Source organism: Streptomyces sp. NPDC007856, from assembly GCF_042868225.1.
GTDB lineage: Bacteria > Actinomycetota > Actinomycetes > Streptomycetales > Streptomycetaceae > Streptomyces.
Genome location: NZ_JBIAEC010000002.1, coordinates 341,536 through 354,923 on the forward strand (window position 1 = coordinate 341,536; position 13,388 = coordinate 354,923).

Here is a 13,388-nt window from a genome sequence, read left to right on the forward strand (position 1 = left end):
GACCGACGGCCCCAGCCTGTCCGACGGCGTTTCCGGTGCCGTCGGCGGTTGCGGTGCGTCCGACGGCGTGGCCGGAATGACAGACGGCCCCGGCGTGACCGACAGCGTGGCCGGTACGACCGACGGTCCCGGCGTGACCGACAGCGTCTCCGGCGTGACCGGCACCCCGGGCGTATCGGACAGCGTCCCCGGTATGACCGACGGCCCCAGCCTGTCCGACGGCGTTTCCGGTGCCGTCGGCGGTTGCGGTGCGTCCGACGGCGTGGCCGGAATGACAGACGGCCCCGGCGGAACCGACAGCGTCTCCGGCGTGACCGGCGCCGCCGGTGTATCGGACAGCGTGGCCGGTATGGCCGACGGTCCCGGCTTGTCCGACGGCATCCTCGGTATGGCCGACACCCCGGGTGGCTCCGGCGAATGCGCCGGTGCCGGTGGCTTCGGCGAGTCCGCGGACGCCGCGGGGGGCCGCTGGGGCCGCGAAGCTCCGGGTGCCTGGGGTGCCTCGGGTATCCCGGGTGTTCCCATCGGCTGCCGGCCGCCGCAGGCTCTGCGGAGGGCCCGGCGGCCGATGAGTACCGGAAGTCTCCAGGGCCGCGACGCCTTGCGGGGCCCGGACGGCTCCGGCGTCTTGGGGGTTTCCCGGCTCTCCGACGGCTCCGACGGCCCCGGGGTCCCCGAGGCGTCACATGTCTCCGGCTCTGCCGGTATGTCCTGCGTCCCCGACGCGCCCCGCCTGTGGCGGTGCCGGGGCGTCTCCAGTGTTCTTCGGACGGCGTGCATGAGCACCACTCTCGGGCGGCCGGGCCGTGCCCGCGATGTGCACTCTGCCACCTGGCGGAACCATCATCCCGGTCCAGGACGTTTCTGGGGGTACATACAAAGTGGCCGGTTCGCCGTCCGGCGGCCGTGCCCGTGTGTGGGTGACTGATCACCGGGCCCGTCCCGTCCGTACTGAGGGGTCCGAGAGAAAGGCGGCTCCGTGGACCTGCTCGACCTGGTGCTTGTGCTGGTGATGCTCGGCTACGCGGTGTCCGGTTACCGGCGCGGTCTGGTGGCCGGCTGTGTCTCGCTGGCCGGGTTCGTCGGCGGTGCCGTCGTCGGCGTGTGGGTGCTGCCCTGGGTGACCGGCCTGGTGGAGCGCGGTACGACGCAGGCGACGGCGCTCGCGGTGGCGACGGTGCTGGTGCCCGCGGTGGTGGGCCACGAGCTGGCGGGCCGGCTGGCGCTGCGGCTGCGCGGGGAGCTGGACCGGGGCCCGCTGCGGGTGCTGGACGGGATAGGGGGCGCGGCGGCGAATTCGGTCGCGGTGCTGATCGTGGCCTGGGTGGCGGCGAGCGTGCTGGGCGCGGCCCCGTCGCAGACGCTGAACACGGCGATCCGGAACTCGACGCTGCTGGGCGCGGTGCAGGACGCGATGCCGGACACCACGCCCGCGTGGTTCTCGCGGGCCACGTCGGCGCTGACCGAGGCGGGTTTCCCGCAGGTCTTCAACCCGTTCGAGAACGAGTCGACGGCCCAGGTGGCCCGCCCCTCCGGGGACAGCGTCACCCCGGCCGCGACGAGCGCCGCGAAGCTGAGCACGGTGAAGATCGAGGGCGTCTCGGGCAACGAGGGCCGGGAGGGCAGCGGTTTCGCCTTCTCCGCGCAGCATGTGATGACCAACGCGCACGTGGTGGCGGGCATCGACCACCCGAGCGTGCGGATCGGCGGCGTCGGGCGGACGTACGCGGCCCGGGTGGTGCTCTTCGACCCCGACCGGGACGTGGCGGTGCTGTACGTGCCCGGGCTGCGCGCCCCGGTGCTGCACTTCGACTCCAGCGCGGCGCGCGGGGACTCTGCCGTGGTCGCGGGCTATCCGCAGGACGGCGGCCTGAACCTGCAGGCGGCGACGGTGGCGAGCCGGGTGCGGGCGATCGGGCAGAACATCTACAACGACAGCACGGTCACCCGGGACATCTACTCGATCCGGTCCACGGTCCGGCCGGGCAACTCCGGCGGCCCGCTGCTGACCACGGGCGGCAAGGTGTTCGGGGTGGTCTTCGCGCGCTCCACCTCGGACGCCGAGACGGGGTATGCGCTGACGGCGGACGAGGTGGCGGGCGACGCCCAGCGCGCGGCCACGGCGACGGTGCCGGTGGACACGGGCCAGCTGGTCAGCTCCTGACGGTCACAGGCGCCGGCCCATGAACACGTCGTCGACGTAGGCGCCGTCGAGGAGGAACTCCTCCGGCTGCACCCCCTCGACGACGAACCCCTCGGACTCGTACAGCGCGCGGGCCGGGGCGTTGTGCCCGAGCACGCGCAGGGTGAGGCGCCGCGCCCCGCGCTCGCGCGCCTCCTCGACGGCGGCCCGCAGCAGCATGCGCCCAAGGCCCCGCCCGCGCGCCGCCTCGGCGACGGCGAGGCCCTGGATCTGCAGGACGTGCGCGTTGGAGGCGAGCGGGGTCGGGCGGCCGATGCGGACATAGCCGACGATCCGCCTGTCGGTCTCGGCGACCAGGTAGTCCTCCGGGAGGTGGCGCTCGTCGAAGAACGGCCCCTGCGGCGGGGGCGACACGGCGTGCAGGGTGGACCAGGTGGACCGGTCGAGGAGGACCAGTTCCTCGTCGTCGGCGGGCACGGCGATGCGTATGTACGGCTCCGGCATGACGATCACCCTAAGGCGGGCCGTCGGAGCGCCTCACGGGGTTTTCGCGCGGGCATGCTGGGGCCATGGAGCGTATGCGAATCGCCGTGGCCGGCGCGTCCGGGCTCATCGGCAGCGCCCTGGTGCGGTCCCTGACCGCGGACGGGCACGAGGTGGTACGACTGGTGCGACGGGGAGCCGAGGGCCCGGACGAGGTCTGCTGGGACCCCGAGGGCCAGTACGTCGACGCGCGCGGGCTGACCGGCTGTGCCGTGGTGGTGAACCTGGCCGGCGCCGGGATCGGCGACCGGCGCTGGACCGCGTCGTACAAGCGGCGGCTGCGGGACAGCCGGGTGCTGGGTACGGCCGCGCTGGCGGAGGCGGTGGCCGCGCTGCCCGAGCCGCCGCGGGTCTTCGTCAGCGGCAGCGCGATCGGCATCTACGGCGACACCGGCGACCGGGTGGTGGACGAGGAGGCGCCACCGGGCGACGGTTTCCTGCCCTCGCTGTGCGTGGAGTGGGAGGAGGCGGCGGCGCCCGCGCAGGAGGCGGGCGTGCGGACGGTGTTCCCGCGCACGGGGCTTGTGGTGGCGCGGGGCGGCGGGGCCTGGGGGCGGCTGTTCCCGCTGTTCCGGGCGGGGCTCGGGGGGCGGCTGGGCGACGGGCGGCAGTACTGGTCGTACATCGCGCTGCACGACGAGGTCGCCGCGATCCGGCACCTGATCGACCACGACGAGCTGTCCGGGCCGTTCAATGTGACCGCGCCCGAGCCGTTGACGAACCGTGAGATCACCACGGCGATGGGCCGGGTGCTGCACCGGCCGACGCCGTTCGCGGTGCCGGCACCGGTCCTGCGGGCGGCGCTGGGCGAGCTGGCCGGGGATGTGCTGGGCAGCCAACGGGTGGTGCCGAAGCGGCTGTTGGAGTCGGGGTTCCGGTTCGCGTTCCCGGGGATCGACGAAGCCATCCGGGCGGCCTGATGTGCGCACGAGATCTCGTGCGGCCTCCTGCGATCCCCTGAGACCTGTTGTGACCGTATGCGACCTCTATGCGACCGTGCCCTGTTGATGCGCGACTGTTTGCGACCGATCACGGACCTAACCTCGTCCCGAACTCGGGTATCCACGGAGCCAGTTGGGGGCATGACGTCTCCACCGGCCGCGCAACCCACAGGAGGGGCCTCGTGCTTGAGCCCGCGTACCAGGTGGACGTCGTCATCGTGGGAGCCGGAATCGCCGGACTCTCGGCGGCTCACCGGCTGACCAGCGCAGGAATCTCGACCGCAGTTCTCGAGGCCGCCCCTTACGCCGGCGGCCGCATGTCGACGGAGAAGGTCGACGGCTTCCGGCTCGACCGCATCGGACAGTTGCTGTCCACGTCCTACCCCGAACTCCGCACGACCCCGGGCCTGGACTCCCTGGTCCTGCGCACCTACGCGCCGGGCGTCCTGCTGCACCGCGACGGACGCACCCAGCGCACGGGCGCACCGGCGACCGGAGGGAGCACAAGGGGCGCAAGGGGCGCACTCCATGTGGTGCGCGCCCTCGCAAGCACCCCCAGGGGTCCGGCGGCCACCCCCGGCCGGGTGGGCGCGCCGGTGGGCGGCGCGGTCGACCAGGCCCGGCTCGGCGCCGCGCTGGGCCGGATCGCCGCCACCCCGGTCGAACGCATCCTGGCCCGGCCCGAGATGCCCGCCCGCCAGGCGCTCGCCCAGCGCGGGTTGCCGCCGCGCACGGTCGACGGCTTTCTGCGCCCGCTGCTCGCCGCCCTGCTGTGCGACCCGGAGCTGACCACGTCCAGCCGGTGCGCCGACCTCGCGCTGCGCGCCTTCGCGAGCGGCCGTCTGTGTGTGCCGGAGGGCGGCGCGGAGGTGCTGCCGGAGCTGCTGGCGCGCGCGCTGCCGCCCAGCACCGTGCACACCGGGGTGCGGGTCACCTCGGTGTCCACGACCTCGGTGGCCACCGCCGAGCACGGCGCGATCCGCTGCCGGGCGGTGCTGCTGGCGACGGACGCGCGGGCGGCGGCGGAGCTGCTGCCGGGCCTGAGGGTGCCCGACTTCCACCCGGTGACCGTGGTCCACCACACCACCGACGACCCGGCGCCCGCCTTCGCGACCGGCACCTCACTGCTGCTGGACGCCGACCGCGGCGGCCCGGTCGCCCACACGGCGGTGCTCAGCAACGTGGACCCGAGCCGGGCCCCGGTCGGCCGGGTACTGATCTCCTCGACGGTGCTCGGGACTCCGCCGGAAGGGATCGACACCGCCGTCCGCATCCACCTCTCCCGTCTCTACCGCACCTCGACGCGCCGCTGGGAGACGCTGGCGGTCCACCACACCCCGGAAGCGGTCCCGGCCATGCGCCCCCCGCACGACCTGCGCCGCCCCGTCCGCCTCCTGGCCGGCCTCTACGTCTGCGGCGACCACCGCGACACCAGCACGGTCCAGGGCGCCCTGCACTCGGCCCACAGGGCGACGGCAGCGATCCTGGCCGACCTGGGCGCGGCGGGTTCCCTGAATCGCGCAGACCCGGCACCTACTCTGCCAAGGGCGGCGTAAGGCGCCCCCCGAAGGGGCGCGGGGAACTGCGCGACAAGCCACGACGGCGCGAACTGAACAGACAACCCAAACCCGAACGGCGAGTAGCAACGGACTACCCCAACGCCGCCACCTTCTCCCGATACCCCCGCACAGGTGCCGCATCGCGATAAGGCTCGAGCCGGCGCTCGAAGTCCCGCACGTACTCCACGGCGCGAGCGCTCCGCATCTCCGCGGCCTGCCCGGCGGCCTCCGCGGCCAGCGCGCACGCCTGGTCGAGTTCGCCGAGGCCGAGGCGGGCCGTGGCGAGGACGACACGGCAGAAGAGCCGGCTGCGGGCGAAGGAGGGCGCGCGGAGCTGCAGCGAGCGCTCTGCGTGCTGGGCGGACGCCCGGAACTGCTGCAGATCTCGGTGGCAGTGCCCGAACTCGTCGGCCAGCTGGGCCTCGTCGAAAGGCTTGGCCCAGTACGGCACCTCGTCCCCGGGCCGGGCCGCCTCCAGGGCGCGCTCGGCCCGCACGAGCGCCGCCGTGCACGCCCGCACCTCCCCGAGCACGCCGTGCGCCCTCGCCTCGGACGCGTGGAGCAGCGCCTGCACGACCGGCGGGCCGCCGGTGCCCATGCCCTGCTGGGCGACCCGCGCCAGCTGTACGGCCTCCCTGCCGTGGCCGAGATAGACGGCCTGGCGGCTCATGGTGACCAGGACGTAGGAGCCGTACGCCCGGTCGCCGGCCGCCTGGGCGAGCCGCAGGGCCTGCACGAAGTAGCGCTGGGCGAGTCCGTGGGCCGCGATGTCGTACGAGGTCCAGCCCGCGAGCCGGGTGAGGTCGGCGGCGGCGGCGAACAGCTTGCGGCCGGTCTGCTCGTCGTAGGCGCCGCGGAGCATCGGCTCGCACTCGTGCTCCAGGTAGCGCACCAGGGCCTGCCGGGCGTGGCCGCCGCCGTACCGGTCGTCGAGGGTGCGGAACAGCTCGCCGACCGAGCGCAGCGCGCTGATGTCGCCGCCCGTGACCTTGTTCCCGGGGGCGCGCTCGGCGTGCCCGCGCGCCCGGGGCGGCATCGGCAGCACCGGCCGGACCTGGGGTTTGGCCGGGGCGGAGCGGCTCTGCGCGGGCACCCGGGGTGCCGGTTCGCGGGCCACCTTGTCGTCGGCCTTGCCGATCAGCCAGTCCCGGCTGGGGACCACGAGCCCCGCCGGGGTGAAGGCGATCTTGCGCAGCTCGGCGTGGCTGCCGGAGTCCTTGCGCCACAAACCGCTGACGATGTCGACGGCCTCCTCCGGGGTGGCCGCGAACTCCAGCCCGGCGTACACCGGCGCGCAGGCGTCCAGGCCGAGATCCTGGGCCGTGAGCCGGCGCCCGAGCCGGCGTGTGAAGACCTCGGCGATCAGGGCGGGGGTCGTACCCCTGGGCTGCTGTCCGCGCAGCCAGCGGGTGACCGAGGTCTTGTCGTATCTGAGGTCCAGCCCGTGCTCCAGGCCGAGCTGATCGACGCGACGGGCCAGCCCCGCGTTGGAGAACCCCGCTTCTGCGATGAGCGCGGCGAGTTGGCGGTTGGGGGTGCGCTGCGCGGGTCGGTCCGTCATCTGCGGTGCGGTCTCCTGCCTTCCGGGCCCGACGATGTGCCCGGTTTGCCTTTGAGCAGCCCTTATGGCCTCACGAACGGCGTGAATGTAGCGGAGAGTGAGCAGGCGATCGCACATTCCGCCTGGCATTCATCCGATCGTGTGAGAAACGCCCGGAGGGCTGACGTACGCCGGACGGACGTACAGTGGCGTGGGCGCTTTACGTGCCTGACACACCGATTGCTCGGTCGCTGAGGGAGGCGCTTGCCGTGAGTGAGTTGCGGTTCGTCCGCATGGGGTTCGGTGCGGATGCCGTCGATTACCAGGAGGCCTGGGACGAGCAGCGCCGGGTGCACGCGGCCCGGTTCGCCGACGAGGTCCCGGACACCGTGATCCTCCTGGAACATCCCCCGGTGTACACGGCGGGCCGCCGCACGGAGGACAGCGAGCGCCCTCTGGACGGCACCCCGGTCATCGACGTGGACCGCGGCGGCAAGATCACCTGGCACGGCCCCGGCCAGCTGGTGGGCTATCCGATCCAGAAGCTCCCGCGCCCGGTGGACGTGGTCGCCCACGTACGGCGGCTCGAGGAAGCGCTCATCCGCACCTGCGCCGAGTTCGGCGTGGAGACCACCCGGGTCGAGGGCCGCAGCGGTGTGTGGGTGCTGGGCGACCCGATCGAGCAGCGGCCCTCCCTAGGCGGGCTCTCCCTGGACTTCGACCCGCGGATCAGCGACCCGGAGTTCGACCCCCGCCTCAACGGCCCCGAGTACGCCCCCTCCAACGCGGGCCAGCGCCGCGAGGACCGCAAGATCGCCGCGATCGGCATCCGGGTCGCCAAGGGCGTCACGATGCACGGCTTCGCGCTCAACGTGAATCCCGACAACAAGTGGTTCGACCGGATCATCCCGTGCGGGATCCGGGACGCGGGAGTCGCCTCCCTCGCGAGCGAGCTGGGCCGGGACGTCAGCATCGAGGAGGTCCTGCCGGTGGTCGAGAAGCACCTGAAGGACGTCCTGGAGAACGCGGACCTCAAGCCGCGGGTGATCGAGAAGGCGTCCGCCTGAGCCATCGGCCGTCCGGGGGAATGCGCCCTGCGACCGCGAGGTTGATCTCGTCGGCAGGGCGCAATGAACACGGGCGTAGGCTGGGGTACGCCGAGGAATCGAAGACTACGTAAGTCGAACAGCAGGGAGCCGGTCGTGTCCGCAGTCGCACCCGACGGACGCAAGATGCTGCGCCTGGAGGTCCGCAACAGCCAGACCCCCATCGAGCGCAAGCCCGAGTGGATCAAGACCCGGGCGAAAATGGGTCCCGAGTACACGAAGATGCAGAACCTCGTGAAGAGCGAGGGCCTGCACACGGTCTGCCAGGAAGCCGGCTGCCCGAACATCTACGAGTGCTGGGAAGACCGCGAGGCGACCTTCCTCATCGGCGGCGACCAGTGCACCCGGCGCTGCGACTTCTGCCAGATCGACACCGGCAAGCCCGAGGCCCTGGACCGCGACGAGCCCCGCCGCGTCGGCGAGTCCGTGGTCACGATGGACCTGAACTACGCCACCATCACCGGCGTCGCCCGCGACGACCTGGAGGACGGCGGCGCCTGGCTGTACGCCGAGACCGTGCGCCAGATCCACCGGCAGACGGCGGACCGGGAGGGCGGCCGTACGAAGGTCGAGCTGCTCGCTCCCGACTTCAACGCGGTCCCCGAGCAGCTCGCCGAGGTCTTCTCCGCCCGCCCCGAGGTCTTCGCGCACAACGTCGAGACGGTTCCCCGGATCTTCAAGCGGATCCGCCCCGGCTTCCGCTACGAGCGCTCCCTGAAGGTCATCACCGAGGCCCGCGACCACGGCCTGGTGACCAAGTCCAACCTGATCCTCGGCATGGGCGAGACCCGCGAGGAGGTCGGCGAGGCGCTGAAGCAGCTGCACGACGCGGGCTGCGAGCTGGTCACCATCACCCAGTACCTGCGCCCCTCCGTCCGGCACCACCCCGTCGAGCGCTGGGTGAAGCCGCAGGAGTTCGTGGAGCTGAAGGAGGAGGCCGAGCAGATCGGCTTCTCCGGTGTGATGTCGGGTCCGCTGGTGCGGTCCTCCTACCGGGCCGGGCGGCTGTACCAGATGGCCATCGAGAAGCGCGGCTCGTTCGTCGCCACCCAGGCGGTCTGAGCCCGGCGCATGAGCCGAGCGTGTGAATTCGCGCACAAGTAGCTACCGGTCAGTAATGGCCGAGACGACGCGGTCCTGACCGTCCTCGCTGATGAGGGCGGCCGTCGGGGCCGCGTCGGCGTTTCAGTGCCCTGTATCAAGGCTTCATTGGCGTTTGACCGGTCGGACACGCCCTGGTAACACCAATCAGTGACTCTGGTATCACCGCTCGTACACCATCGATCCGAGGGGGGACCTCGATCATGCAGGCCGCGCCCGTACGCGCCACCGCCATCCCGTCCTTCACCGACGCTCTCCGCGCCGTCGAGTCCCTGCTCATGAGCGGCGGTCAGCGCACCGCCCGGCGCAACGCGTGGACCTCCGTGCTGGAGGACCGCCGGCGCGCCAAGGACCGGGTAGAGGCGCAGCGCTTCCTGGAGCAGGCCGCCGGCCGCTCCTGACCCCTCCCCCGTGCCTTCCTCCCGGGCACTGCCGTCGTCCGCGCTCCCGGGGCCACGTAGACTTCGTGACATGGCGAGGAAGGAAACCGCGGCGGACGCCGCGAACGCAGGACGACTGAAGCAGATCGTTCTCACATACAAGATGACCCGCAAGGTCGACACGAAGATCGGCCTTGTACTCGGGGCCGTCGGCATCGGCACCCTCGCCGTCTTCCTTGTGATCGGCTTCTTGCTCGGCCACCCCGTTTATCTGGGCATCTTCGGCCTGCTGGTCGCGCTGCTGGCGACGGCGATCGTGTTCGGCCGCCGGGCAGAGCGCGCCGCCTTCGGCCAGATGGAGGGCCAGCCGGGCGCCGCAGCGGCCGTGCTGGACAACATCGGCCGAGGCTGGACGACGACTCCGGCGGTGGCGATGAACCGCAGCCAGGACGTGGTGCACCGGGCGGTGGGCAAGGCCGGCATCGTGCTGGTCGCCGAGGGCAACCCGAACCGGGTGAAGAGCCTGCTGGCCGCCGAGAAGAAGAAGATGAACCGGATCGTCGCGGACGTACCGGTGCACGACCTGATCGTCGGCAACGGCGAGGGCCAGGTCGAGCTGAAGAAGCTGCGCACGACCATGCTGAAGTTCCCGCGCGTGCTCACCGGCCCCCAGGTGACGGCCACCAACGACCGGCTGCAGGCCCTGGGCGACCCGATGAGCAACATGCCGCTGCCGAAGGGCCCGATGCCCAAGGGCATGCGGATGCCGAAGGGCCGCTGAGGCTCCTCAGTTCAGGGAGCGGAACTCCCGCTCGCAGTAGACCATCGGCGAACCCTCGCCCAGCCGTACTCCCGTTACCCGGCCGATCAGGATCGTGTGATCCCCGGCCGGGTAACGCGCGTATGCGGCACAGTCCAGCTGCACGGGCGCCTGCCGCACCGCGGGCAGCCCGGAGGGGTTCGGCTGCAGCAGGGCGTCGGAGAACTTGTCCGCGCCCTTGGTGGCGAACAGCAGGGCCAGCGGCTGGTGCTCCGGGGCCAGCACGCTCACCGCGAAGTGCTCGCACCGTGCGAAGACCGCCGCCGAGTCGGCCGCGTCCGCGAGACACACCAGGACCAGGGGTGGCTCCAGGGAGACGGAACAGAAGGAGCTCGCCGTGAAGCCGCGCGGGGTGCCGTCCTCACAGCGGGCGGTCACCACCACCACGCCCGACGGAAAGCGCGCCATGGCGTCCCGGAACTTCTCCGGTGTCACCTCTGCCGCCATCACATCCTGAGCATCGGTCATACCGCGACGATGCCGCCGACGGTGTGACCGGGCAACCGGATGGGGGGCATCCGGACGATCGCCGGGTGCGGGTCCGCGTCCCAGGGGCGGGGGGAACTGGGCGATCAGCCACAGCGCGCCCGCAGCCGAGAACGGTCAGATCCGGACCTCTACGGTCTTCGCCAGCCGATCGTGCAGCCCGCGCCCGTCCCGGTCCCAGATCAGCGCCGGGATGGCAAGGCACAGCAGGATCGTGCGGAACAAGGCCCGCAGCGGGTTGACCGTACCGGTCTCCAGGGCCAGCACCCGGATGCCGAAGAGCCGCTTGCCCGGGGTGAAGCCGATCGTGCCCACGGTCAGCACGCTCATGACGAAGAAGACGCCGAGCGCCCAGTTGCTCGTCGCAGGCACCCGGTAGCCGTTCGTGATCAGGCCGTATGCGATCAGAACGCTCAGTCCCCAGTCCACGGCGAGCGCGCCGAGCCGCCGTCCCGGGCGTGCTATGGACTTCGGCCCCTCCTCGGGGAGACCCAACTGCTCGCCCCGGTAGCCGAAGTCCGCACCGGCCTCTTCCATGGCCGCGCGAGGGCCGGAGAGCCACGATCCGAGTGCTTGCCTGTTGTCCACCCGTCAACGGTACTGGGCCCGAAATGACCGGGGTACGCCGGGGTGTCCCGGAGCTAGTGTGGACAGGTGGCCGGTTAACTTCTGCGAAACAAATGGGTCACGCCCGAGAAATCACCCGTCCCTAGGGTCGAGGCCAGCGTGTGCCACCGCACTGGCCGCACGAACGATCTACCACCCCGGCGAGGACGGTCGGGAGTAGGAGGAGCTGGATGTTCCAGAACGCCGACGAGGCCAAGAAGTTCATCGCGGACGAGGACGTCAAGTTCATCGACGTCCGCTTCTGCGACCTGCCGGGCGTCATGCAGCACTTCACGGTGCCCGTTGAGGCGTTCGACCCGGACGAGGAGCTCGCCTTCGACGGATCGTCGATCCGTGGTTTCCAGGCCATCCACGAGTCCGACATGGCCCTGCGCGCGGACCTGTCCACGTCCCGTGTGGACCCGTTCCGCCGCGACAAGACCCTCAACATCAACTTCTTCATCCACGACCCGATCACGGGTGAGCAGTACTCCCGTGACCCGCGCAACGTGGCGAAGAAGGCCGAGGCCTACCTCGCGTCGACCGGTATCGCGGACACCGCGTACTTTGGTCCCGAGGCCGAGTTCTACGTCTTCGACAGCGTGCGTTTCGCCACCTCGGCGAACGAGAGCTTCTACCACATCGACTCCGAGGCGGGCGCCTGGAACACCGGCGCCCTGGAGGACAACCGTGGTTACAAGGTCCGCTACAAGGGCGGCTACTTCCCGGTCCCGCCGGTCGACCACTTCGCCGACCTGCGCGCCGAGATCTCCCTGGAGCTGGAGCGGTCCGGCCTGAAGGTCGAGCGCCAGCACCACGAGGTGGGCACCGCCGGCCAGGCGGAGATCAACTACAAGTTCAACACGCTGCTCGCCGCCGCCGACGACCTCCAGCTCTTCAAGTACATCGTGAAGAACGTGGCCTGGCGCAACGGCAAGACCGCGACCTTCATGCCGAAGCCGATCTTCGGTGACAACGGCTCGGGCATGCACGTGCACCAGTCGCTGTGGAGCAACGGCGACCCGCTGTTCTACGACGAGGCCGGTTACGCGGGCCTGTCGGACACCGCCCGCTACTACATCGGCGGCATCCTCAAGCACGCTCCGTCGCTGCTGGCCTTCACCAACCCGACGGTGAACTCGTACCACCGCCTGGTGCCGGGCTTCGAGGCGCCGATCAACCTGGTGTACTCGCAGCGCAACCGCTCCGCGGCCATGCGTATCCCGATCACCGGCTCCAACCCGAAGGCCAAGCGCGTCGAGTTCCGCGCCCCGGACTCCTCCGGCAACCCGTACCTGGCCTTCTCCGCCCTGCTGCTGGCGGGTCTGGACGGCATCAAGAACAAGATCGAGCCGGCCGAGCCGATCGACAAGGACCTCTACGAGCTGGCTCCCGAGGAGCACGCGAACGTGGCCCAGGTGCCGACCTCGCTTCCGGCCGTTCTCGACTCGCTCGAGGCCGACCACGAGTTCCTCCTCCAGGGCGACGTGTTCACCCCGGACCTGATCGAGACCTGGATCGACTTCAAGCGCACCAACGAGATCGCGCCGCTGCAGCTGCGTCCGCACCCGCACGAGTTCGAGCTGTACTTCGACGTGTGACAGACGGTCCCCCGCGGACTGGACAGGCCCCTCGGCTCAGCCGGGGGGCCTTCCTCGTGCCCGTCCACCGGGCGGGGGAACTTTTTCCCGCTTCCCGGACTTCCTACTTCCGGGGGATCATCCCTCCTGGCCCTGCCGGACGAGAGAGGTTGAACGGGGATGACGCAACACGACGACTGGGAGCGGGAGTTCGATCATCGCTGGGCGAATTCCGCCGAGCACAAGGAGCCCTCGGCCCGGGCCCGGATGCTGGCCGCACGCTGGAAGGAGAACCCGCCGAGTCCGGCGCCCTTCCGCGCCGACCCGGATCCGGTGCCGCGCCGGGCGTCATGGGCGTCGACGGCCATGGTCTTCGGCTGTGTGGTCGCGGTCATGGTGCTGATCGGGCTGCTGCAGTTCGGCTCGTCGTGACCAGGACGGGCCCCACCCGGTGCACGGTGACCGGGGACGCTCAGCGACAGCCGGCCGACTCACAGGTACGTTTTGCTGCTCCTAGGGACGTTCGGGACCTGTTCATGGGAGTCCGCTGGTGCACACTGGACAGCGGGACGAGTGCCTGACT

At 71.2% G+C, this 13,388-nt stretch carries 13 protein-coding genes and 1 pseudogene; 9 read left to right on the forward strand and 5 right to left on the reverse strand.

The window, feature by feature from the left end; translation table 11 throughout:
* Nucleotides 1-381 (reverse strand): annotated as a pseudogene (locus ACFYOH_RS05980) (hypothetical protein); the annotation flags it as partial.
* A gap of 598 nt (nt 382-979) precedes the next feature.
* Between ACFYOH_RS05980 and ACFYOH_RS05985 the strand changes: the two are divergent.
* Entirely contained in the window at nt 980-2,164 is a 1,185-nt protein-coding gene (locus tag ACFYOH_RS05985; RefSeq protein WP_388621617.1) for a MarP family serine protease, read from the forward strand.
* 3 nt (nt 2,165-2,167) lie between these two features.
* Here the strand turns inward: ACFYOH_RS05985 and ACFYOH_RS05990 are convergent, their stop codons facing one another.
* Nucleotides 2,168-2,647, reverse strand: a complete 480-nt coding sequence (locus ACFYOH_RS05990; RefSeq protein ID WP_388621619.1) for a GNAT family N-acetyltransferase — start codon at nt 2,645-2,647, stop codon at nt 2,168-2,170.
* Between the two features lie 65 nt (nt 2,648-2,712).
* Between ACFYOH_RS05990 and ACFYOH_RS05995 the strand changes: the two genes are divergently transcribed.
* Both ACFYOH_RS05995 and ACFYOH_RS06000 read left to right on the forward strand, forming a co-directional pair.
* On the forward strand, nt 2,713-3,606 hold the full coding sequence (locus ACFYOH_RS05995) for a TIGR01777 family oxidoreductase (RefSeq protein ID WP_388621621.1): 894 nt from the start codon (nt 2,713-2,715) through the stop codon (nt 3,604-3,606).
* Nucleotides 3,607-3,809: 203 nt separating this feature from the next.
* Nucleotides 3,810-5,183, forward strand: a complete 1,374-nt coding sequence (locus tag ACFYOH_RS06000; RefSeq protein ID WP_388621623.1) for an NAD(P)/FAD-dependent oxidoreductase — start codon at nt 3,810-3,812, stop codon at nt 5,181-5,183.
* Between the two features lie 94 nt (nt 5,184-5,277).
* Here the strand turns inward: ACFYOH_RS06000 and ACFYOH_RS06005 are convergent, their stop codons facing one another.
* Nucleotides 5,278-6,747, reverse strand: coding sequence for a regulator (locus ACFYOH_RS06005; protein WP_388621625.1), 1,470 nt, complete (start codon nt 6,745-6,747; stop codon nt 5,278-5,280).
* A 248-nt stretch (nt 6,748-6,995) separates the two neighbouring features.
* On the opposite strand from ACFYOH_RS06005, the gene lipB reads away from it, so the two are divergent.
* The 4 genes from lipB (at nt 6,996) to ACFYOH_RS06025 (ending at nt 10,094) form a co-directional block, all read left to right on the forward strand.
* Nucleotides 6,996-7,793: a lipoyl(octanoyl) transferase LipB gene (lipB, locus tag ACFYOH_RS06010; protein WP_388621627.1), complete on the forward strand. Its 798-nt coding sequence runs from the start codon at nt 6,996-6,998 to the stop codon at nt 7,791-7,793.
* A gap of 135 nt (nt 7,794-7,928) precedes the next feature.
* Complete coding sequence (lipA, locus tag ACFYOH_RS06015) at nt 7,929-8,894, forward strand: lipoyl synthase (protein WP_388621629.1); 966 nt, start codon at nt 7,929-7,931, stop codon at nt 8,892-8,894.
* Between the two features lie 242 nt (nt 8,895-9,136).
* Nucleotides 9,137-9,334 (forward strand): hypothetical protein, encoded by a 198-nt coding sequence (locus ACFYOH_RS06020; protein WP_208901281.1) that lies wholly within the window; start codon nt 9,137-9,139, stop codon nt 9,332-9,334.
* Between the two features lie 70 nt (nt 9,335-9,404).
* On the forward strand, nt 9,405-10,094 hold the full coding sequence (locus tag ACFYOH_RS06025) for a DUF4191 domain-containing protein (protein WP_388621631.1): 690 nt from the start codon (nt 9,405-9,407) through the stop codon (nt 10,092-10,094).
* Nucleotides 10,095-10,100: 6 nt separating this feature from the next.
* On the opposite strand, the gene ACFYOH_RS06030 is transcribed toward ACFYOH_RS06025, so the two are convergent.
* Both ACFYOH_RS06030 and ACFYOH_RS06035 read right to left on the reverse strand, forming a co-directional pair.
* Entirely contained in the window at nt 10,101-10,601 is a 501-nt protein-coding gene (locus ACFYOH_RS06030) for a flavin reductase family protein (RefSeq protein ID WP_388621633.1), read from the reverse strand.
* Between the two features lie 135 nt (nt 10,602-10,736).
* Nucleotides 10,737-11,207: an RDD family protein gene (locus ACFYOH_RS06035; RefSeq protein ID WP_388621635.1), complete on the reverse strand. Its 471-nt coding sequence runs from the start codon at nt 11,205-11,207 to the stop codon at nt 10,737-10,739.
* A gap of 209 nt (nt 11,208-11,416) precedes the next feature.
* Between ACFYOH_RS06035 and glnA the strand changes: the two genes are divergently transcribed.
* Nucleotides 11,417-12,826: a type I glutamate--ammonia ligase gene (gene glnA, locus ACFYOH_RS06040; protein ID WP_388621637.1), complete on the forward strand. Its 1,410-nt coding sequence runs from the start codon at nt 11,417-11,419 to the stop codon at nt 12,824-12,826.
* 159 nt (nt 12,827-12,985) lie between these two features.
* Nucleotides 12,986-13,237 carry a hypothetical protein gene (locus tag ACFYOH_RS06045; protein WP_388621639.1) on the forward strand — a complete coding sequence of 84 codons (252 nt, stop codon included), beginning with the start codon at nt 12,986-12,988 and terminating at the stop codon, nt 13,235-13,237.
* Nucleotides 13,238-13,388 lie beyond the last annotated feature (151 nt).